Below are 22,166 nucleotides of genomic sequence, written 5' to 3'. Positions count from 1 at the left end.
TTAGAACATAGGAATCTTGACACCCTTTTCCCTGGCACATTCGATAGCAATATCGTAGCCTGCATCAGCATGGCGCATGACGCCCGTTGCTGGATCGTTGGTAAGTACGCGTTCTAGACGTTTTGCGGCCTCCTTCGTCCCGTCGGCGACGATGACCATGCCCGCATGTTGGGAATAGCCCATGCCCACGCCGCCGCCGTGGTGCAGGCTCACCCAGGTTGCGCCGCTCGCGCAGTTGAGCAGTGCGTTGAGCAGCGGCCAGTCCGATACCGCGTCAGAGCCATCCTTCATGGCCTCGGTTTCGCGGTTGGGGCTGGCGACTGATCCTGAATCGAGATGATCACGACCAATCACTATCGGCGCACTGAGTTCGCCAGAGGCCACCATTTCATTGAATGCAAGGCCGAGCTTTGCGCGTTCGCCCAGCCCCACCCAACAGATGCGGGCGGGCAGGCCCTGAAATTTGATTTTCTGCTGCGCCATATCCAGCCAGCGGTGCAGATGCGGATTATCTGGTATAAGCTCTTTCACCTTAGCATCCGTCTTATAAATATCCTGTGGATTGCCAGAAAGTGCCACCCAGCGGAATGGGCCGATGCCTCGGCAGAATAGCGGACGGATATAGGCAGGCACAAAGCCGGGATAATCAAAGGCATCTTTCACACCAGCATCATACGCTACCTGGCGGATATTATTGCCGTAATCAACCACTGGAATACCCTGCCTGTGAAATTCCAGCATGGCGCGCACTTGCGCGGCAATGGATTCCTTCGCACGTTCGGTATAGCCTTGAGGATCACGCCTGCGCAGTTCATCAGCTTCCGCAAGGCTCATACCAGCGGGGATATACCCATTAAGAATATCATGGGCAGAAGTCTGATCTGTCACCATATCCGGCCTGATTCCCCGACGCACCAGCTCAGGATATATTTCAGCCGCATTGCCCAGTAGACCGATGGAGAGAGGCTGTTTCTGCTCGCAAGCTTCACGGATTTGATCAAGCGCTTCATCAAGCGTGCTTGCGATTGCATCGCAGTAACCAGTATCGAGGCGCTTCTGTATATGGGCAGGGTCACATTCCACCGCAAGCATGGAAGCGCCTGCCATTACGGAAGCAAGGGGTTGAGCACCACCCATCCCCCCTAAACCCGCAGTCAATATCCATTTGCCGGAGAGATCGCCGCCGAAATGCTGGCGGCCCATTTCGACGAAAGTTTCATACGTACCCTGCACGATACCCTGACTACCAATGTAGATCCACGATCCGGCAGTCATTTGGCCGTACATCATCAGCCCCTTGCGGTCGAGTTCGCGGAAGTGTTCCCACGTCGCCCAATGCGGCACCAGATTAGAATTAGCGATAAGCACCCGTGGCGCGTCAGTATGGGTTCTGAACACACCAACCGGCTTGCCCGATTGCACAAGCAGGGTTTCGTCCTGCGCCAGGGTTTGCAGCGTCTCGATAATGCGGTCGAAACATTCCCAGTTACGTGCTGCCTTGCCGATGCCACCATAGACAATCAATTCATTGGGATTTTCGGCAACTTCGGGATCCAGGTTATTCATTAACATGCGCATTGCGGCCTCTTGCTGCCAACCTTTGCACGAGAGGTTTGTTCCTCGTGGTGCGCGCACTGGTCGGGGACCCGCGAGACCTGGCTTCTTTGCCGGGTTTGTATCTGGCATGTGTATCGTTCCTTTCCTTATTCGGGATAATGAATCTGTACTAGTATATACCAAATAGAGAGTAGCAAGATCAAATGCAAGCAGGCACCTGGCGGTGTGGCTATGAGGCATGGCGTGTCTTGGCTCCTGCTCGCTTCTGCTTGTTCGCAATTGTCACCTTATGCTATAATCTTACGGAGAAAAGTATCCTTTCTGTGCGCTTATCACGTACATAAAGTCGCAATCATAGAAGGCTGTGGGCGCCTGCCCGGTGCCGGTGTATATTTACATGTCTTATCTACGATTCCAAGTTTAGCGCTTATTATGAAGATTTGAAGGGCCGCCCGTCGTGGCGTAAGCCGATACTGTCTCCCCTGCTCCCTGCGCCAGTCACCATATATGTGGATTGGGCTGGTATGTGGGATGCTCAGGAAAGGACCTTAAAATGCTTGATCCCGATAGCGAATTGTCACCTCGATACCAATCGGTAACCACAACACCGGACTGGTATCAAACCAATATCCCTTGTCAGGTGGGCTGTCCGGCACACACCGACGTGGCTACCTACATCGGTCTCATTTCCCAAGCCCGTTTCGACGAGGCGTATCTGCTCAACCGCAAAGCCAACGTTGTGCCAGGCGTGCTGGGTCGCACCTGTGCTCGTCCGTGTGAGCCTGTCTGTCGCCGTAATAAGGTTGATGGCAAGCCGATCTCCATCTGCTGGCTGAAGCGCGCCTCCGCCGACCATCGCGAGTATCGCCACCATGCTGAGCGTCCTCCGGTTACGAAGGATAAGAAGGTTGCGGTCATTGGCGGTGGCTCGGCTGGCCTGGCCTGCGCACGCGATCTGCGTGAACTGGGGTATCCTGTGACTATGTATGAGCAGTACCCTGTTGCTGGTGGCGTGATGATCAACGGTATTCCCATCTGGCGTCTGCCGCGCGATGTCACGCGTGAAGAGTGCGATGAATACATGGCCGACCTGGGTGTGGAGGTCAAATACAATACACGCGTCGGTCGTGACGTGCAGCTTACAGACCTCCTCAAGGAGTATGACGCCGTCTACATTGGTGCGGGCTGTTACATTCCAAATCCGATGACTGGCCCCGATAATAAGGTGGTCAAAGGCGCTGATCTCTATGGCGTCGAGGATGGTATCGGCCTCCTTGATAAAACCAACTTCGGTGAGCCTGCCTTCATTGGGAAACGCGTAGCGATCATCGGTGCGGGCTTTACCGCGATGGACTGCTGTCGTACCGCGATCCGCTTTGGTGCGGAGAAAGTGTACGTCATGTATCGCCGCTCTGAAGAGGAGCAGCCTGCCGACGAGTACGAAGTCGACGAGGCCAAGTTCGAGGGCGTGGAGTTCCAGTATCTCGTCTCACAGACCGAGGTGCTCTCGAAGGATGGCGTGCATGCGAGCGGTGTACGCTTCGTGCGTAATAAGCTAGGTGATCCCGATGCCAGCGGTCGCCGTCGTCCGATCCCCGTCCCCGGCACTGAGTTTGAGATCGAGGTCGATAGCGTTATCCCTTGCTTTGGTCAGTATAGCGATACGACCTGGCTGCAGACCGAGGAGCTTGGCCTGGAGGTCAACAAGTGGGGTGTGCCGCTGATCGACGTCGAAACCTGGATGACGAGCCACGCTGGCCTCTTTGCCGGTGGTGACTATACCCAGGGCGCGCGTAACCTGATCTCGGCCGTGGGTGATGGTCGCGATGCCGCTGGTGCGATTAATCGCTACCTGGGCGGACAGGATCTTCCGGCGGAGCCCGCAGAAGAGATTGAGCTTCCTGACTATCGCCGTGGTATGGTCGACAACTATGAGTCGATTCCTCACCAGTTGATTCCATCCCTGCCGCTGTCCGAGCGTTATAGCCATACACGCGAGACCGAGACTGGCTACTCTCCACAGGAAGCCGTCGTACAGGCGCGCCGCTGTCTCCAGTGTCAGTTGAATATTATGATCGACCCCTCGATCTGTATTCTCTGTTCTGGCTGCGTCGACATCTGTCCTTATGACTGCATCAGCATGGAGGGCCTCTCACGCGTAGTGAAGGGTGATCCTATGCACCAGGGCACAAGCACCTGGGAGGGTGGCGCGGACATGATCATCGACGAGGAGAAGTGCATCCGTTGTGGTCTCTGCGTCGTGCGCTGTCCGACAGACGCCATCAGCATGGTCCAGTTCGAGGTATCCAGCCCCAATAGCCGCTGGAGTGTCTCGAAGATTCCTATGCTCAACGTATAAAATAATACGAAGTAAAAGAGCAGGTGGCTGGTTCTATATGTAGAACCGACCACCTGCTCTTTTTGTTAGTTACCAACCAAAGCTATCGAACCAACGCTCCTCACGATAATTCTCTAATGCCTGGCGCACATAAGGAATGATGTTTTTTGGTAAGCCAGTAAGCGGATACCAGGCTAATTCATCGCATTTATGTGGTTCGTTGTTACGTAATTCTCCGCGCCAGCGCTGTGCCGCCAGGAAGAAGTCAATACGCTCATCCCCGGCTTTGCGATGCATGATGCCGACGACCTGCAAATCCGCAGGGCTGATCTCAATGCTCGCCTCTTCATATGCCTCGCGGATCATGGCCTGCTTGACCTCTTCCCCGCCATCGAGATGTCCCGCGATAACACTATAGTTGCCATCCTCGTAGCCTGTGTTATAACGCCGCAAAAGGAGTATGGATTGTTCCTGGACTAAAAAGAGATGGACGGCCACGGGCAATGTCGCGTGAACTGTAGACATAAGCATTCTTCCTGTTTACAATGAGAAAAAATATATTGCTTTTATTATTTCTACTGATGAGAAGTAAAGATGGAAAAACACCTCGTACAACTGAGCAAGACGATGGCGTATGTCCTACGCCATGATCCACAGAGCCACGGGCTGACTCTTGACGCGGAGGGATGGGTCTCGCTTAAAGATCTGCTGGCCGCTCTGCGTCAGCAACGGAGCTACTGGGCCACGCTGAAGGAGGCCGATCTGCTGGCGGTACTGGAGCAGTCTGAGAAGCAGCGCTTTGAGGTGCGTAATGGCAAGATTCGCGCCTACTATGGTCATTCAGTACCTACAAAAGTCGAGAAGCAGCCAGTAACACCTCCAGAGATCCTCTATCACGGCACGACGCCCCAGGCAGCCAATCTGATTAAAGGCAGGGGGCTGAGTCCTATGAAGCGCCAATATGTGCATCTCTCTGCCGATGAAGAGACAGCAATGGTCGTTGCGCGCAGGCGCACAAATCATCCAATCATTCTCAAGGTCCATGCGCGCAAAGCCGAGGCGAATGGCGTGCGTTTCTATCTTGGTAACGATATGGTCTGGCTTGCTGAGCCGATACCCTCGGATTACATCCAGTTTGGTTAACACCTCGCGCCTGCGGTGCTCGCTTTGATAGATGGTGTGATGCATGTGGAGAGCCTGCGACTCTCCACATGCATCACACCATCTATCAAAAAAACTGCGTTTAGTGTGCTTTGTGGTCTGCTACTTTTTGGCGGAGGAACTCGAGGACAACGCGGTCGATGCGTGCGTCTTCAAACCAGCGTTCCTCCAGGTTCTCGCGGCCGCTAAAGGCGCGGAAGGCTTCGCGTGTAGGTTCATCATAGCGGCTGGTGATAGGGCTCTGATAATCACCTGTGATGGTGAGGAGCTTTTGCAATTCCTGAGCCAGGGAGGCATCGATAGTCAAGATGTCGGCGGGATCAGGGCGGAAGAGATAGAGTTTGTGCAGTTCGAGAATGCGTTTGAGTTCATCGATAGGGGTTGGATGATCATCGACGCGCAGGTCAATGAAGCGGTCGGTATAACCACCGTAGCCTGCGCCCTCTTTCACAACAAGTAGGGCCGCTGACTGCTGTCCGCGACCATCGCCACCGGCGGCCTGGCCCGCGGCCAGGGCTGCCAGCAGGCGGTCACAGAGAAGTCCGCCTGTCTCCTCAAAGGTTCGTGCCATGGCCTCGACGGTGTCTCCACTGACCAGGATATTCCCCTGGCAGGCATAATGCTCGCCTGTGAGCCCACCCGCCCAGTGAAAGCAGCGTTCGCCTGTAAAGCTTACTGGCTGGCCTGTCATGCCAATGATGCCAACCTGGCGATCTGCTCGCCCTTCGTCGCTTGCCAGAAGGTGCTTCAGGGTTTCCTGGGCGGAGCGTCCTGCCGCCAGGTGGTTGAGTCCCTGAATTCCATAACCAGTGTTCGCCAGGGCCTGGGTGGCGATGGCGCCAATTCCGGCTTTGGCCCAGGGAACGACCGCCCCTACCGAGAGGAATTTGGATTGTACGGCTATGCCGAGCTCACCGCGCTCTGGATCTCTTGCGACTATCGAGTAGGTCATATGCAGCCTCCATCAATACATGGATTAGTGCGGTCATTATAGCATGCCCATCTTATTCTGCCTATATGCTCGCTTGCTATAGTTTTTGTTAGCCTGATAGTCATGTGTGTGCGTCTGAATGGCTATGCCTTACAGATTGTTTATTTACGCCTGCTTAACTGCGAATCTCATGAGAAAACATCTTGACAATTATCGCTGTTTTGCGCAAAATTGTAAAAAGCCCCGAAACCATGAGAGAAGCTTCTCCTAGGAAGCGTATATCTTATTACAGTGAAAGGGCTTGTACCATTGATCAGTGTATTTCACTTCTTGTATGTCTTTAGCAGGCTTGGTTTTTTGTTTACCTGCAAGGAGCGAGAATACACAGGTCTGCAAGGAGCAAAGATGGTGCGACATGATTGGTCTGATGATGACCTGGCCCGACGGTTGCATGAGCGTGATCCAGAAGCGTTGGAGACTCTCATCACCCGCTACTCTCGTGAAGTATTTTATTTTATCCGTGTCGTCCTCGACGGCATTGGGGTAGCTCAAGACGCTGAGGAGTGCGTCAACGACCTTTTCGTAGCTGTCTGGCAGGAAATCGATACCTTTGACGCCAGTCGAGGGACGTTGCGCACCTGGTTGACCATGCGGGCGAAGTATATTGCTTTGGATCGCAGGCGCCAGCTGTGTCGTAGGCAAACGCATACCCTGCAATCCGCTGATGAAACACGTCAGTGGAATTCCTCAGATGGTAGTGGAAGTCGTAAATTTTCTGGTTGGGGCGAGACAGATGCGCGTGTAGCGCTTCCTCCTCATCCAGAGACCAGTATGGAGAACCTGTTAGAGCAAAGTGAGAGACGCGAGGAACTGCGTCTCGCCCTGGCGACGCTGCCTGAGCTCGATCGTTACCTTATTTACCAACGCTATTTTAAGTTTGCTAGCACCGAAGAGCTGGCGAAGAAGACTGGGCTGACCCGTCACGCTGTAGATACCCGTTTGTGGCGGGCGCGAAAGAGCTTACGAGAAACGCTCAAGGAGCACGCCCATGAGTATGAGCGAATTTGATCGACGCTTGCAGGAGCCAGATAAAGATCCCTCTGCACTCTATCTGGAGAAAGAGGGACGGCTACCAGATGACTTTTCGAAAGAAGATCTAGACTTTGCCCATGAGTTACAGGGGCTCTTCTCACCTGCGGATGAGGAGCTGCCTCCCTACTTTGTGCAAACGCTGCTAGACGCGGAGAATAGTCGTTTCCAGCCCGCTACTCAAGGACTAGAGCAGCGGACATACGCTCGTGTGTTTCGTCGCCTACGCCTGCATCGCCACCTTTTTCGCTTCTCGCTTTGGCAGTGGGTATCTCAAATGGCTCCGGTACAGCGTCCTCTGGCTGTTGTGGCTTCTTCTTGCTTTTTATTTATGCTGGCTACAATGATGGCCACAGGCAACGCCTTTGCCTCGGGAGTCATCTATCTCGTTGCGGGACCGCATGCAGGCGTGGTACAGACACGCTTGCTTCCCAAAGAGTTGGATGCAGCAAAGACCTCTCCCCAGCCGTTGCGGGCAAATATTGAGAATGAACCAAAGCAGATTAGCTTTCTGGAAACCGTTTCACGCCTGCAATTCCCCCTCTACTGGCCGAGTTATCTGCCTGAGAACTATACGATGGAGGAGGCCTACCTGATCCAGAACCAGGGTGTGTTCTGGACGGATGGCCCCGTCCTGCAATTAGTGAGCCATTATTCAGCACCTGGTTTGAAACCGCATGGTTCGGGAAAAATTACCATCTGGGAATTGAAGCCACGAGTCAAGGTTATTCAAAATGTTTCGCTTGGTTCGGCGCATGAGCTACGGATTGGTCCCGATGGTCAGGCGGCTATCACTGTTGATGGCAACTGGGTGTATAATCTGGATAATAGTACCCATGAGTGGGTTCATGATGGTCAGATTGAGTTGATCTATGAACGCGATGGCGTGATCTTTTGGATTCAGGGCGATCAACGTGATGGAGTCACGCAAGATGTACTTAGCCAGATTGCTACACAGTTAAACCAGTTTAATGTACAGCGCGTCTTCCGGACCATGGGGCATGTGAATAGTTTTCAGCAAAGTACAGAATATCCTGCCTGGATGGTGCGAACGCTGCTCGTGGATAAAGATAATCCCGATGGCCCTTCGCTCCTGGTGCTTCCGCCTGATGGGTCTACACCAACGAAAGATCAACGTGGCGTCGATAACTCGCCCTGATATGCTGTAATTTCTTGATCTGTTTAAGAGTGAACGTGGGGAGTGCAGAGGGGCTGACGCCCCTCTGCGTCTCATTCCCCTGCCGCCGTAGCGGCAGACATGCCAGTCAAGTGAATGTGGGGAGTGCAGAGGGGCGTCAGCCCCTCTGCGTCTCATTCCTCTGCCGCCGTAGGCGGCAGACATACGAAAAAACGGGTGTATGTGAAAAAAAGAGGCGCCGCGCTGGAGAGAACCAGGAGGCGCCTCTTTCTCTTTTTACTACTTGCTTGTTTGCCATTGATATTCTCAGGGTGTTTGAATACAGCCACTCCTCCGGCAACGATAAACTCTCCATTGCTGGGGATGTATAACATGACGCCCTATCCTGGTGGGCAGGTTTCCGGGCAGCTGACGCTTGGCGACCTGGCACTGCCTTCCGCTCCCAATCCACTCTTTGCCAGCACTTCAGCCGACCTGGCGCTCGATAGCGCGCTCTGGGGCCAGCCTGTGGTTTTTGATAACCACTTCCAGGTTCACGCCGATGAACTGACCGAGGTGCCCCTGCCTGAGAACGGTGGGGTGACCGATGATGGCAAGACGATTACTATGCACCTGCGCCCCGATCTCCGCTGGTCGGATAATCAGCCTATACAGGCCGCGGATTTTCGCTTCTGGTGGCGCTTAAACCAGGACCCTCAGACGGGGGCGATCCTCCGATCAGGCTACGACCAGATCGACTCCATTGAAACGCCTGACACTTTGACCGTGGTGCTACATATGAAGCGCCCCTTTGGCCCCTATCTCTTTTATCTCCCGCTTGCCGCGCCTGAACATGCCTGGGGACACTTGCGCCCAATTGATTTACAGAACATCGTCTCCATTTATCAAGCTCCGCAGGTGACAAGTGGCCCTTATCAAGTCGAGCGTTTCGAGCCAGGAAAACGCTATGTGCTGACGCCTAATCATGCCTATCACTCAACGCTTTTTCATGGCCCCTACCTGGCTGGTATCACTTACCAGGTGTATTCCTCAGCGCAGACTCTGGCTCAGGCCGTCCGCCAGGGCACGGTCACAATCGCGCAAGGCTATCAAGAGCCAGATCTTCCACTTCTGCGCGGCTTGCCGGGACAGGTGCAGCAGGTGAGTGTGCCGACCGCCTCATATGCCCACCTGGATCTGAATCTCGACCATCCACTCCTGCAAGACCTGCGCGTGCGCCAGGCACTACAAGCAGCAATCGATGTTTGTGGATTGCTACACGACGTCCTGAAGGATTCTGCTTGTCAGCGACGTGTCAACCAGGTTGAGCCATCCCCCTCGTTGTACTATGATGCGGCGCTTCCGTCTGCGAAATATGATTCCGCGCTGGCGCGCCGTTTGCTGGCCCAGGCAGGTTGGAAAACCAACCGCACAGGTATCTTAGAGAAAAACTCACAGCCGTTTATGTTACGCCTGGTGACAACATCGCAGGATCCAGTGCGCCTGGCTGTGGCACAAGCACTTGAGCGCGACCTGCGTGCAATTGGTATTCAATTGACGATCACAACCTATGATCTGAACAGTTTCTTTGGACTCTCTACCAGGGGAGGCGTGCTGGCGACGGGCAAGTTTGACCTGGCGCTGTTCACCTATTTTAATGGCCCGGAGCCTGACGAGGCCTACAGCGTCTTTCACTCCTCCCAGGTGCCAGGTGAGCAGCAACCAGGCGGGAGTAACTATGGGCGCGTGCGCGATGCCCAGCTTGACCAGGCCCTGGAGCAAGGCCGCTCACTAGTCGCATTCTCCGCGCGCCGTGAGGCTTACCAGCGTTTTCTCACGCGCCTGAATGCCCAGGTCTATATGCTGCCGCTTTACTGTGAGCTGAATCTGCTGACAGTTGATGCCCACCTGCACAATGTCTTTCCGGACGCCAATCCCTCCTTGAATACCTGGAACATCTCTGACTGGTGGTTGAGTTCCTAGTACTTTGTCAAAGTTGATTGGAAAGGAGGGGAGTGCAGAGGGGCGTCAGCCCCTCTGCGTCTCACCCCCTGCCGCCGCAGGCGGCGTGAAACCTTTCGGATGAAGATTGATAGAGCTTTGTCAAAGTTGATTGGAAAGGGGTGAGTGCAGAGGGGCGTCAGCCCCTTTGCACTCACCTCCTGCCGCCGCAGGCGGCGTGAAACCTTTCGGATGAAGATTGACAGAGCACTGGTGAGGAGGATTTAAATAGTGATTGTTGTATCAGAGCGAGAATTGGTAGATAAAAGCGTTTCATTTTGTCTTCTTATGCGATATATATAGTAGAGATAGGGAAAACAGCAGGAACAAAAATCGGCCTTAGCTGCGTTACCTATAGGGTATGGAACCCCGCGAAGAAATGCTTCGCATAGAAATGCACAGTAATGGTATGTCATAATCTCCACTGGCCCATTCTGGAACATGAAACACTGCAACTTTTTTACGCTCTCATCCGTATTGTAGATGGCTGAGAGAAAGCAAACGGTGTTGATGGAAATGGTTGTTTTGTGTATCAGGTTGAAATTATGGGTTGTCAGAGCGTTCCTCTAGACAATATTGTGTTTCATCTGGTATGCTATTTATCAGTTGGAGGATCCGTCTGATGCGTGTAAAAAAACACGTTGAAGACGCTTCGTTGGCAATGACGGCAGCGGAGCTACTTCCCACCTCAAAGGAGAGGCAAATGAAAGCTGCTAAGGACAAAAGTTTGAAGGCTCGTGGTTTGACCCGTGGTTTGACCAATCTACGTATTCTACGTCAACGTCAGGGAATAAGCCTGAGCCAGTTAGCTAATCTCAGTGGTCTTCGTCGAGATACTATTACTTCTTTGGAGACAGGGCGTGTCGAGGCTCAGCCATACCATTTGCGTATGCTAGCTCGCGTCCTGGGTGTTCCAGCGCTTGAACTGGTTTCTTAATCGTCACGCAGCGCATACATTCTGGTATGTATATGCGTGAATATAGTTCTCGACTCTGATCTGAGAAACGCACATAAGGGCATCTATCTTCTTCTTTTCTAGATGCCCTGGGTATAATATATTCTTCTTTGGCTCTTCCGCGCAGGGGCTGTCGCTTTTGCCCCCGCGCCAGGAATGAGGTGGTTTTCCTTTTTTCTTTATTTGTGACTTTTCGCGCCTGTGGCGCTTACTAGTGAACTACCGCTGAGCTAAAGACGCAGCGGCTTCTTCGGAAGTCACTGAAGATTTGGTTCAGTAGCTTCTTCGGAAGTCTGAGTTCACCAGACTCAGCCCCAGAAATGGGCGCTACGTTTGATAGGTCATGACACCTGCGGTTGACGCATCAGACCGCTGCTCTGTCGCTGAGAGTTAAGTGTCGCTGAGAGTTAAGTAGGCTTGAGGAAAGGGCCGGTGCTCTCGGTGTAAAAAGCCTTTTGAACATTGTCGAGATGAAGCCGGATTCCCTTCGTGGTTATAGCGAAGGGATACGCACTACCTGCCTTCGGGCAGAGTTTTTTGAGTCAATGGATCGTCTCTTGCTCAAAAGAACAAGAGGCGGTCCGGCGATTCATCCACGAGGCTGAAGACCTCGTGGTTTTCTCGCCACGCCTATATAAAAAGAGAAGTGCGGATTGAGCGGGCAGAAGCCCGCTCAATCCGCACTTCTCTTTTTATTAGAGATTTTAGGGGCTGGTAAGAGAAAACTGGAACTCTTTGGATATCTGAAAGAGGAGTTATATTCGGCTTGATTTTGGTGCTCTCTGGGTGTATGCTATTAATTAATCGGTTAGTTAATAAATTCGTATGCTCGACAAGAGTGGGAGTAGTGATGTATGGCCAGGACCCCGAAGGTCGTTGAGGATCGACGCGAACAGTTGTTGGATGCGGCAATACGCGTCTTTGCGCGCAAGGGCTTCTCACGTGCAACGAATAAGGATATTGCGCATGAGGCCGATGTGACTTCAGGCCTGATCTATCATTATTTTGAGAGCAAGGAGGCTTTGTTGCAGGCAGTACTTGAGGAGCGCTCTCCCCTGGGGCTGCTGCGCTCTCTTTCTCTACAGGTGATGGAGTTGCCGCCGGCACAATTTTTGCCTTTGCTTGTATTACAGATACTCCAGCTTGTTGAGGGGGAGCAATTTGTGCAGATTATTCGTGTTATGTTGCCAGAAATACTGCATAATGCGAGCGCCCTGCCTGTAGCTCCCAATGTGCTTCAGCAAGCGGTAAATATGCTTGCTAGGTATCTTGATCAACAAATGGAGCAGGGAAATTTACGTCGTTTAGAGGATAACCGTCTGGCAGCACAAGCATTAATAGGGAGTGTGATTGGTTTTGTGTTGCGGCGCCAGATCTTTCTTGATTCACAAGCGCTTGCTTATAGCCAAGAGCAAGTTGCAAATACTATCGCTGATATTTTTCTTCAAGGACTCTTACCAGATTGAGTCTCAAGCTCTTTTTTTGCTCTGCTATTAATTGTTTGGTTAATTAATATGAAAGGCGGCTCTTTATGAGGAAGGCCGGGGATGCAGCAATGGAGCAACGGTCACGGGTAGGCGAGCCTGTGATTGTGCTTGAGCATGTAGCGAAGCGCTTTGGTAAGCTTTATGCGCTAAAAGACCTTTCGCTGACGATCAACGCGGGCGAGACATATGGCTTTATTGGCCCCAATGGTTCAGGGAAGACAACGCTTATCCGTTTGCTGGTAGGTTTATCGCGACCCACACAAGGAACTATTTCTATTCTGGGAAAGCGCGTGCCTTCCCAGGCGGTGGCCCCTGCCATCGGATATATGACGCAGGCCAGCGCGCTCTATAATGACCTGACCGCGCGTGAGAACCTGGAGTTTTTCGCGAGTATTTATGGCTTACGCGGAGAGGAGCGCCGCAGGCGTATCAATGAGGAGCTTGAACGTGTGGAACTGACCGACCGCGCCTCAAGCCTGGTAGCTCATTTTAGCGGCGGTATGAAACAGCGACTCTCGCTGGCCTGCGCCCTGGTGCATCGACCCCAGGTCATTCTGCTGGATGAGCCAACCGTGGGCGTGGATCCTGAGCTACGTCTCTCTTTCTGGCAGTATTTCGTGCAGCTCAATCGTGAGGGCGTGACGATTATTGTATCGACTCACCATCTCGATGAAGCCAGCCGCTGCACGCGTCTTGGATTGTTACGCTCGGGTGAACTCCTGGCACAAGGCGCTCCCACAGAGCTTCTGGAGCGTTCGGGGAAGAATTCGATGGAAGAGGCCTTTCTCTTCTTTGCGCATCAAAATATGCCCTCTGGTGCTACAGAGCAGGGACAAGTGTATACAAATACTACGTCTGCCCAGGATGAACAGGAGGTTCAGTCATGAGCTTTGCGCGTATCTTCTCTCTCGCACAGCGCATTATGCGCCAGATTATTCGCGATAGACGCACGCTCGCGTTGATCTTTGTGATTCCCATTGTACTGATGACGTTGCTCTACCTGGTGCTCTCTAATACGACGACGGTGTATACTCTGGCCCTGGTACGTCCTGAAGGGGTGGGTAGTGAGCGTATTAACACTTTAATTGACCAGGTGCTTCCAGGGACCGATAAGCTTAAGACGCGCTCCATTGCTGGCAGTCAGGTTGATGCTACATTGAAGAATGGCGATGCCGACGCCGCGTTAGTCTTTCCCTCCGACTTTATGGATCAGCTCACGCGAGGTCAGAAGCCGAGCGTACAGGTGGTACTGGAAGGCTCTGATCCTAATGTGGCGAGTGTAATGCGCCAGCAGGCGGAAGGTATCGCGCGCCAGGTTGGCATCCTGCTCACACTCTCGCGCCCTGCTTCTGGTGTGCAGGGGCAATTGCCAGATCTTAAGCAGCTTCCATTCACGCTTGCGGAGCCACGTTACCTGTATGGCGGCGCTGACTATACCTCGACGGATGCGCTGGCTCCAGTCTTTATTGGAATCTTCTCCTTCTTCTTTGTCTTTCTCTTGACCTCGGTATCGTTTTTGCGTGAGCGCTCGCAGGGGACGATTGAGCGCGTCCTGGTCTCGCCCTTGAAGCGCGCGGAGCTGGTAACCGGGTATATATGTGGTTTTACGCTCTTTGCTCTGGTGCAGGCCTTGGTGATTCTCCTCTTTGTCGTCTTTGTCCTGCGGGTGCATTATAGCGGCAACCTGGCGCTGGTATTTCTTGTCTCGCTCTTATTGACTATTGGCAGCGTCAACCTGGGCATCTTTCTCTCGACCTTCGCCCGTAACGAGTTCCAGGTTGTGCAATTTATCCCTTTGATTCTGGGCGTCCAGATTTTTCTCTCGGGCGTCTTCTGGCCAATCAAGCAGCTACCTGCGCTGCTGCAACCCTTCACCTATCTCCTGCCGCTCACATACGCCAACGACGCCTTACGCTCGGTCATGCTGAAGGGGATGGGGGTCACACAGATCTGGCAGCAGCTTGGAGCGCTGCTGGTCTTTGCCTTACTGATGGTGGGCTTGAGTGCGCTTACTATGCGCCGCGAAGCGGCTTAGGAGCCTTTACCCTGTTGTTGTTTCTGGTTGCTCTTTTGTAGTGTGTATCCTGGAGTATAGGCCTTACGCAGTGTGCAGATGGCGTTATCTGCTAGCGGATGATGCCATCTCTGGTTCCAGCAGTGGAGCTGACGGACAGGAGAAGAGTATATGCAGAATCAGACCATTTCTACCGCCCATGAAATACTTGATAGCGTCGAGACCTCGTGCTGCATTGTCGGTGGTGGACCAGCCGGGGTGATGCTGGCCCTGCTGCTGGCGCGGCAGGACATTCCGGTTATACTCCTGGAGGCGCATGCCGATTTTGATCGCGAGTTTCGTGGCGATACGATTCACCCCTCGGTCATGACGATTCTCGATGAGCTTGGCCTGGCCGAGCGTTTTCTTCAGCTACAGCACACAGAGATGCGTGAGATGGTCTTTCAGACCTCGCGGGGAGAGGTGCATCTCGCGAATTTTGCTCACCTGGCAAAAACAGCGAAATATCCCTTTGTGGCGCTCTTACCCCAGGTCGACTTCCTCAATTTTATTACACGCGAGGCGAGCCGCTATCCCTGTTTTCAGCTTGTGTTTAATGCCCAGGTGGATAGCTTAATCGAGGAAGAGGGCGTGGTCCATGGAGTGCGCTACCGAGGGAAGGATGGTTGGCACGAGGTGCGCGCCCCCCTCACGGTAGGGGCAGATGGTCGCTTCTCGCGTATGCGCAAACTAGCGGGTATGGAGCCTATCAAGGCCTCGCCACCGATGGATATCCTCTGGTTCCGTCTCTCGCGCCAATCGGGGGATAGCAGCGAGACTTTCGCCCGTTTTGGGGCGCGTGCCATCCTGGTGCTCTTGAATCGCTTCGATTACTGGCAAGTTGGCCATGTTATTCCCAAGGGGCAGTATCAGCAGGTGCGCGCGGCGGGCCTTGAGCATTTGCGGGCCGTGGTGGCCGAGACACTGCCCGAGCTTGCTGAACGCGCCCAGGAGCTACGCGATTGGAAGCAAGTTTCGGTTCTCTCGGTCGAGGCGAGCCGCCTCCCCCAATGGTATCGCCCAGGCCTGCTCTTGATTGGCGATGCCGCGCATGTCATGTCCCCAGTAGGCGGCGTGGGCATTAACTATGCGATCCAGGATGCGGTCGCGACCGCCAATATCCTGGCGCCTGACCTGCAACGTGGGCAGCTACCGCTCAAGCATCTTGCCGCTGTACAGAGGAGACGTGAAATTCCCACCAGGTTTATTCAGCTTGTACAAACCTTTTTGCAGAACCGGGTCTTCGCGCTAGCGCTGGCACAAGATCAAGATCACCCCTTTACGCTTCCCCTGCCCCTGCGTGTGCTGGGCAAGTTTCCCCTCCTGAGCGGCCTGCTTCCCCGCCTGATGGGCCTGGGCCTTTGGCCCGTACACGTTAACAGAAAGTAGACTGAAGCGACGTCATGCGCCACGTTCGTGGCGCATGACGTCGCTTCAGTCTATCCCCCATACGCCAGGCTGCCGAGTGCTCCCAAAGCGCCCAGGGCACATGCCGCGAAGAAGAGGAGGATAAATGAAGGGGCCAGAATAGCGCCTATGGCCCTCCCTGTGTTAAGACGATGTACGGCCTTCAGCGCGAAAAAGCCCAGCACAAGCTGATAGCAGGCGAAGATGGCCGCGATGATGAGAAAAGGTACTGTATCAAGGAAGGAGAGTATGAGGCCTAACAGGCCGCTGATGATACCAAGGGGGACCCAGAAGAGCAGAAAGGCGTGGCTTTGTTGCACAAAGTGACCCTGGCCCCCAAACATTCTGGCACAGATCAAGACGACGCTTTGCCAGATGAAAAAAGCTAAAGGAATAAAGGCGATAATAGCGAGGGAGGCCGCCATCTCAAGCACATGTCGCGCGGTCGATGGGAGTGAGATGGTGCCGGTCCCCTGGGTGTTGAGGCTTGCCAGCCCACCCGAGAGGAGCAGATTAATATAGTAGATAACACCAGTAACAATAGCATAAATGAGCAATTGGATCCAGACGAGGTCCCACTGACCTCGTGTTGCCTCCTGCGTAAGGGTCTGCGTGCCTGGACGCGTTAAGACGCGCCAGTACACCTTGGGGAGGCGTAAGAGATCATCTTTCAGTGAGCCTGGCTCCTCTAACGTCTGGGAGCCATCGCCCTGCGGTCCATAGTTGTAGTCGCCCTGGGGACCACCAGGCTGTGGATAGGGATTATACTGCGGGGGGCGCTGGCCTGGGCCTCCATAGCCGGGATAATCCGTCCTGGGATCTTGTGACATAACAGAAACTCCTCGCACGAAAATGTATCCATCCTATTGTACTCACTCTCACCTCCCTTTGCCAGTAGTGAGAGGGGTTAGGAAGAGTGCCAGGTCGGTGTGGGCACAAGCCCACACCGACCTGGCACTCTTCCTACTGACAAATTTGTGTAAGAGTTGCTCTCTGGTTATGGCGTGGCATATGGATGTGTGGAGATGGTCATAATGATAATGACTATGATGATGATGCTCAGGAGAAAGCTAAGGACAACCGCCAGGCCCACGGGTATAAAGACGACCGCCAGGGCGCGCCCGATGCTCAGGCGATGCACGGCCTGAGTCGCGAAGATGCGCAGGACATAGAAGTACACGCCTATGATCATACCCAAAATGAGTTCCAGCACCCCTCCAAGAAAAGGCACTAACGAGAGAATAGAGATGACCAGCGTGGTGGGAACGATATAGAGCATGTTTGCGTATGCCTGCTGACGGTAACTGCCACTCCCTTTGAAGAGCTTGGCGATCAAGAGGTAAATGGCTTCACCCAGGAGGTATCCGAGGGGAAAGAAGATGATGCCAAAGAGTCCTTCAACCTGAAATGCGGTGCGAAGAAAATCTGCTGGATTAAAGCTATAGGGATAGCCCCCGGCGCTCTGAGAGACATGCTGATTAAAGCTTAAAAATTGAAAGTAGATATTGAGATAAGAGCCAGGAATATAGGGTTGTAGAACTAGCGCGCCACCCCCGATTACACCATAGAGAATGAGCAGGACCCAGATGACGCTCCAACTGGCCTTGCCCTTCTCCTCGACAAAGGAGCGTGTGCTTGGCTTCCGCACTACCTTCCACCATTGGCCAAGTAACTGGCGCAATCCCTCTTTGAGGGTAAGAGGCGTGGGTGGTGGCTCTGGAAAGTTATTATCACCTGCTCCCTGGGGAGGATAAGGAGGTATAGGTTGGGGATAGGCACCCTGAGGAGGATAAGGAGGTATCGGTTGGGGATAGACACCCTGAGGAGGATACGGAGATATCGGCTGAGAGTAAGCGCCTGGCTGGGTATAAGCTGGCTGCTCCGGTGTTCCATTTATATTCTGCCCGCCAAATTCTATATATTCTGACTCCCTGGGCGAGGACTCCTGAGGATGTTCTGGCGTCTTCCCCTCTTCTGGTTCATGCGACATATAAATTGATTCTCCTTGCTAAAAAGCGCTATGTGCAAAAAACACTATGGGCCATGGATCGATGTATTTGTATGCTAGTTGATAATACGTACATCGGGGTGTAATGTCAAAGGGCGAAATGTGTAACACTTTGCGGCTTGAGGCTTCTGCTTGCAGTTTAATGGTTTTCTTGCGTATAATGGCGAGAGAAAAGTTTCAATACGTTTCTTACTTCTGATCCGAAAACCCTGAGCGCGAAGCGCTAGTCACGCGAGTGACGTTGGGTTTCGGAATAAGATCTTAGTGTTGTTGTGGTGTGGCGAAACGATGGGGTTTCTAGCCACGGCTGCCACGTGTTTTGCATTCTGACATCAAAGTTGATGACTATCGATGCATGGCACCTGCTGGCAATCCCCGCGTCCCGCCTCATGCTAGCGTCTATGGCACAATGAAAATAGGAGTCAAGAGACCGGTTTTGTGGGAATGATGGAAGACGTATAGAGGGGCCTCTCACCTGTCTTCCTGCCGCATATTTGTCTACAAGCTTGTTATGCGTACCGCTCTGGTTAGATGGTTCGTCTCTCAGCACAAAGGAGTGACTTGGTATGGCTATAGAACCACGCGTTATCAAGTTTTACGAAACAACGCTTCGCGATGGTGAACAAACACCAGGCGTCAATTACTTTCCTGAAGAGAAGCTTGCAATCGCACAAGCTCTGGCCAACATGGGCTTTGATACCCTCGATTGTGGTTTCCCTGTCTCTTCCCCCGGTGAATTTGAGGCGGTCCGCCTGATTGCTTCCAAGGTAGAGAACGCGGATGTCTGTGCCATTGCGCGCGCGCAGATATCCGATATTGAAACTGCCTGGGACGCGGTCAAGATCGCCGCGCGCCCCGCGATCCAACCTTTTATTGGCGTCTCTCCCCTGCATCGCGAGATTAAAATGGGCAAGACGCGGGCCGAGGTCCTGGAGATGGCGCGTGTCGCCGTGGCCCATGCCCGCCAGTATACCGAAAATGTGGATTTCGCCCTCGAAGACACGACGCGTACCGAATACGACTTTATTCTTGAGGTCTGTGAGGCCATCATCAAAGAGGGTGTGCGCTTTGTGACCCTTTGCGATACTGTGGGCATTGCCCTGCCCTGGGAGTTTGGCAAGCTTGTCGCCGACGTCAAGCGCGAATTTCCCCAGTGCCGCATCTCTGCTCATTGTCATGATGATTTAGGGCTGGCCGTTGCCAACGCGCTGGAGGGTCTGCGTAACGGTGCCGAGCGCGTTGATACAAGCTTCAATGGCCTGGGTGAGCGGGCTGGTAATGCCGCGACCGAAGAGGTGATCATGGCGGTGCGCACGCGTTCCGCCGCACTGGGCCTGGATGTGCATGTGGATACGACGAAGATTACCTCGACTAGCCGCCTGATCGCGCACTATTCTGGCATGGAGCCGCAATGGACGAAGAGCATTGTGGGCAAGAACGCCTTCGCGCATGGCGGTGGTATTCACCAGGACGGTGTGCTAAAAGATGCGCGTACCTATGAGATTATGACGCCCGAGTCCATCGGCCTCTCCGCCGCTGATCGCCGTATCTTTGTTGGCAAGCTCTCAGGCAGAGCCGCGCTTGCAGCACAGATGCATGATCTTGGCTATGATCTGGAGAGAGAGCAACTCGATCAGGCCTTCCAGATGGCGAAGCTCTTGCTGGGTAAAAAGAAGACGCTCGAAGAACTAGATATGCGTTATATTGCCGAGGTGGCTCAGGGACGAACCAATTATATTGCCTGAACTGCGCAGTCGCTACGTTGTAGGGGCTATGCTTGCATGGCCTTGTCCCACTTATACAATCACCAATGGAGATGTGATGATGCCAAAGACAATGTTCGATAAGATCTGGGATGCTCACGTGGTTCGCGCCGTGTCGGGCGAGTCGACGCTGCTCTATATTGATCGCCACCTCGTCCACGAAGCGACCTCGCCCCAGGCCTTTGCTGGCCTACGTACAACTGGCCGGGCTGTGCGTCGCCCGGATGCTACTGTGGCTGTGCTTGACCATAATGTCCCCACGGTGGCTGGACGCCGCATGCTCGATGTCGTCGATAATGAGAGCGCGCTCTGTATCACAACTCTGGAGCAGAACGCGCGCGACTTTGGCCTGACACTCTTTGATATGCAGGACGCGCACCAGGGGATCGTACATATCATTGGCCCCGAATTGGGCTTGACCCTACCTGGAATGACCCTGGTCTGTGGTGATTCGCATACCTCGACGCACGGCGCGCTCGGCGTCTTCGCCATTGGGATTGGCACCAGCGAGGTCGAGCATGTGCTGGCGACGCAGTGCCTCCTGCAGAACAGGCCGAAGACCATGAATATTCGCATTGAGGGTCAGCTCTCGCCAGGCGTGACGGCGAAGGATGTGGCGCTCTACGTCATTGGCCAACTGGGGACTGGCGTGGGCACCGGGCATGTAATCGAGTTTAGTGGTTCGACCGTACGCGCTCTCTCGATGGAGGGACGCATGACGCTGTGTAACCTGGCGATTGAGGCGGGTGCGCGCGCGGGCATGGTCGCCCCCGACGAGATCACTTTTGCTTATATCAAGGGACGCCCCTATGCCCCCCAGGGCGAGCTCTTTGAGCAGGCGGTTGCGACCTGGAAGCTGCTGCCCTCGGATCCCGGCGCGACGTTCGATGCCGTGTACGAGGTGCATGTGGAGGGCCTTGCCCCCCAGGTCACCTGGGGCACGAATCCAGGCATGGTCGCCGATGTGAGCGGCGTGGTGCCCGATCCAGCCCAGGAGCAAGATCCTGTGAAGCGCCAGGCGATGGAGCGCGCGCTGGCGTATATGGATCTCCAGCCCGGTCAGCGGATTGAGGATATCCAGCTCAATACCGTGTTCATCGGTTCCTGTACCAACTCGCGCCTGGAGGACTTGCGCCTGGCCGCGCAGTATATCAAAGGGAGGCACGTCGCTCCCACGGTGCGCGCCATGGTTGTGCCAGGCTCGACGTCGGTGCGCCGCCAGGCCGAAGAGGAGGGGCTTTCCGATATCTTCCGCGAGGCTGGTTTTGAGTGGCGAGAGGCCGGATGTAGCATGTGTATCGCCATGAACGGCGACCGCCTCTCCGCCGGTGAGCGCTGTGCCAGCACCTCCAATCGTAACTTTGAGGGTCGCCAGGGACGCGGCGGACGCACACACCTGGTCAGCCCAGCCATGGCCGCAGCTGCTGCCTGCGCCGGTCACTTCGTCGACATTCGTACCCTGAACTAGCTTCTTAACCCGATGGGCAAGTTATTCTGGGTAGTGGATGTGGGTTGGCAGCCTTCGGCTGCCAACCCACATCCACTACCCAGGCGAGCGCCGCAGGCGCGAGAAGTCAACAGAGGAGAGAGATACACCTATGGAACCATTTACCACGCTGACAGGCCTGGTCGCTCCCCTGGATCGCACCAATGTCAATACCGATGAGATTACGCCAGCGCGCTTTCTCAAGACCATTCGCCGTAGCGGCTTCGCGTCCGCGCTCTTTGCCAACTGGCGCTACCAGGGCGATGATAAGACACCCAACCCTGAATTTGTGCTTAATCAGCCTCGCTATCAAGGGGCCAGTATCCTGCTGAGTAACGATAATTTCGGCTGTGGCTCTTCGCGTGAGCATGCTCCCTGGGCCATTCTGGAGTATGGCTTTCGCTGCCTGATCGCGCCTAGCTTCGCCGATATTTTCTATAACAACTGCTTCAACAATGGCATGTTACCCATCACGCTAGATGAGGCCACGGTGCGCCAGCTTTTTAGCGAGGTCGAGACCCAGGAAGGCTATACCTTGCGGGTTGATCTGGCGGCGCAGACCGTGACGAAGCCCGATGGCGGCATCCTGCGCTTTGAGATCGATACCTTTAAGAAGCATGCCCTGCTCAATGGCCTCGACAATATTGGCTGGACGCTTTCGCATACTACGGATATCTCGGACTACGAGCAGCGCAGGCGCGAGGAGGCCCCCTGGCTCTTCGCCGCGCCCTCAGGCACCGCCTCTTGATAGTTAATGTGATATGCATATTCTTTCGGGTAGGTGGTGTGTACTGGCGGCAGCAGGCCAGCCAG

Annotated in this window: 18 protein-coding genes; 13 read left to right on the top strand and 5 right to left on the bottom strand. The window is 54.1% G+C overall.

Annotated features, from left to right (window positions below; all coding sequences use genetic code 11):
- Positions 1–1,686 (bottom strand): urocanate hydratase, encoded by a 1,686-nt coding sequence (gene hutU / locus KRAC_RS24890; RefSeq protein ID WP_007911930.1) that lies wholly within the window; start codon positions 1,684–1,686, stop codon positions 1–3.
- Between the two features lie 424 nt (positions 1,687–2,110).
- On the opposite strand from hutU, the gene KRAC_RS24885 reads away from it, so the two are divergent.
- On the top strand, positions 2,111–3,916 hold the full coding sequence (locus KRAC_RS24885; RefSeq protein ID WP_007911929.1) for an FAD-dependent oxidoreductase: 1,806 nt from the start codon (positions 2,111–2,113) through the stop codon (positions 3,914–3,916).
- A 69-nt stretch (positions 3,917–3,985) separates the two neighbouring features.
- Here KRAC_RS24885 and KRAC_RS24880 read toward each other — a convergent pair whose 3' ends face one another.
- Entirely contained in the window at positions 3,986–4,420 is a 435-nt protein-coding gene (locus KRAC_RS24880) for an NUDIX hydrolase (RefSeq protein ID WP_007911928.1), read from the bottom strand.
- Positions 4,421–4,489: 69 nt separating this feature from the next.
- On the opposite strand from KRAC_RS24880, the gene KRAC_RS24875 reads away from it, so the two are divergent.
- Complete coding sequence (locus KRAC_RS24875; RefSeq protein ID WP_007911927.1) at positions 4,490–5,038, top strand: RNA 2'-phosphotransferase; 549 nt, start codon at positions 4,490–4,492, stop codon at positions 5,036–5,038.
- A 100-nt stretch (positions 5,039–5,138) separates the two neighbouring features.
- Here the strand turns inward: KRAC_RS24875 and KRAC_RS24870 are convergent, their stop codons facing one another.
- A complete protein-coding gene (locus KRAC_RS24870) occupies positions 5,139–6,008 on the bottom strand; it encodes a DUF1028 domain-containing protein (protein WP_007911926.1) in 870 nt (289 codons plus the stop codon).
- A 384-nt stretch (positions 6,009–6,392) separates the two neighbouring features.
- On the opposite strand from KRAC_RS24870, the gene KRAC_RS24865 reads away from it, so the two are divergent.
- From KRAC_RS24865 to KRAC_RS24825, 8 genes are all read left to right on the top strand, one after another.
- Positions 6,393–7,055 carry a sigma-70 family RNA polymerase sigma factor gene (locus KRAC_RS24865; protein ID WP_007911925.1) on the top strand — a complete coding sequence of 221 codons (663 nt, stop codon included), beginning with the start codon at positions 6,393–6,395 and terminating at the stop codon, positions 7,053–7,055.
- Positions 7,042–8,235: a hypothetical protein gene (locus KRAC_RS24860; RefSeq protein WP_169460941.1), complete on the top strand. Its 1,194-nt coding sequence runs from the start codon at positions 7,042–7,044 to the stop codon at positions 8,233–8,235. The genes KRAC_RS24865 and KRAC_RS24860 overlap by 14 nt, the downstream gene beginning before the upstream one ends.
- A 351-nt stretch (positions 8,236–8,586) precedes the next feature.
- Complete coding sequence (locus tag KRAC_RS24850) at positions 8,587–10,176, top strand: peptide ABC transporter substrate-binding protein (RefSeq protein WP_007911923.1); 1,590 nt, start codon at positions 8,587–8,589, stop codon at positions 10,174–10,176.
- Between the two features lie 721 nt (positions 10,177–10,897).
- On the top strand, positions 10,898–11,131 hold the full coding sequence (locus KRAC_RS24845) for a helix-turn-helix domain-containing protein (protein ID WP_007911922.1): 234 nt from the start codon (positions 10,898–10,900) through the stop codon (positions 11,129–11,131).
- An 872-nt stretch (positions 11,132–12,003) separates the two neighbouring features.
- Positions 12,004–12,615, top strand: coding sequence for a TetR/AcrR family transcriptional regulator (locus tag KRAC_RS24840; RefSeq protein ID WP_007911921.1), 612 nt, complete (start codon positions 12,004–12,006; stop codon positions 12,613–12,615).
- Positions 12,616–12,704: 89 nt separating this feature from the next.
- On the top strand, positions 12,705–13,523 hold the full coding sequence (ccmA, locus tag KRAC_RS24835; protein WP_157507268.1) for a heme ABC exporter ATP-binding protein CcmA: 819 nt from the start codon (positions 12,705–12,707) through the stop codon (positions 13,521–13,523).
- Positions 13,520–14,671: an ABC transporter permease gene (locus KRAC_RS24830; RefSeq protein ID WP_007911919.1), complete on the top strand. Its 1,152-nt coding sequence runs from the start codon at positions 13,520–13,522 to the stop codon at positions 14,669–14,671. The genes ccmA and KRAC_RS24830 overlap by 4 nt, the downstream gene beginning before the upstream one ends.
- Before the next feature lie 150 nt (positions 14,672–14,821).
- Complete coding sequence (locus KRAC_RS24825; RefSeq protein ID WP_007911918.1) at positions 14,822–16,078, top strand: FAD-dependent oxidoreductase; 1,257 nt, start codon at positions 14,822–14,824, stop codon at positions 16,076–16,078.
- Positions 16,079–16,128: 50 nt separating this feature from the next.
- Here the strand turns inward: KRAC_RS24825 and KRAC_RS24820 are convergent, their stop codons facing one another.
- Together KRAC_RS24820 and KRAC_RS24815 are read right to left on the bottom strand one after the other, a co-directional pair.
- Positions 16,129–16,926, bottom strand: coding sequence for a Yip1 family protein (locus KRAC_RS24820; RefSeq protein ID WP_007911916.1), 798 nt, complete (start codon positions 16,924–16,926; stop codon positions 16,129–16,131).
- Between the two features lie 167 nt (positions 16,927–17,093).
- Positions 17,094–18,086 (bottom strand): Yip1 family protein, encoded by a 993-nt coding sequence (locus KRAC_RS24815; RefSeq protein WP_007911915.1) that lies wholly within the window; start codon positions 18,084–18,086, stop codon positions 17,094–17,096.
- 584 nt (positions 18,087–18,670) lie between these two features.
- Between KRAC_RS24815 and KRAC_RS24810 the strand changes: the two genes are divergently transcribed.
- From KRAC_RS24810 to leuD, 3 genes are all read left to right on the top strand, one after another.
- The gene (locus KRAC_RS24810) at positions 18,671–19,849 is read left to right on the top strand and encodes a 2-isopropylmalate synthase (RefSeq protein ID WP_007911914.1); all 1,179 of its coding nucleotides are present in this window, start codon (positions 18,671–18,673) and stop codon (positions 19,847–19,849) included.
- A 76-nt stretch (positions 19,850–19,925) separates the two neighbouring features.
- The gene (leuC, locus tag KRAC_RS24805) at positions 19,926–21,335 is read left to right on the top strand and encodes a 3-isopropylmalate dehydratase large subunit (RefSeq protein ID WP_007911913.1); all 1,410 of its coding nucleotides are present in this window, start codon (positions 19,926–19,928) and stop codon (positions 21,333–21,335) included.
- A 130-nt stretch (positions 21,336–21,465) separates the two neighbouring features.
- Positions 21,466–22,101, top strand: coding sequence for a 3-isopropylmalate dehydratase small subunit (gene leuD, locus KRAC_RS24800; protein WP_007911912.1), 636 nt, complete (start codon positions 21,466–21,468; stop codon positions 22,099–22,101).
- Positions 22,102–22,166: the final 65 nt, after the last annotated feature.

The sequence above is a fragment of the Ktedonobacter racemifer DSM 44963 genome (genome assembly GCF_000178855.1).
Taxonomy (GTDB): domain Bacteria; phylum Chloroflexota; class Ktedonobacteria; order Ktedonobacterales; family Ktedonobacteraceae; genus Ktedonobacter; species Ktedonobacter racemifer.
The sequence above is the reverse complement of the archived record's forward strand: the minus strand, read 5'-3'. Positions and strand labels throughout refer to the sequence as shown.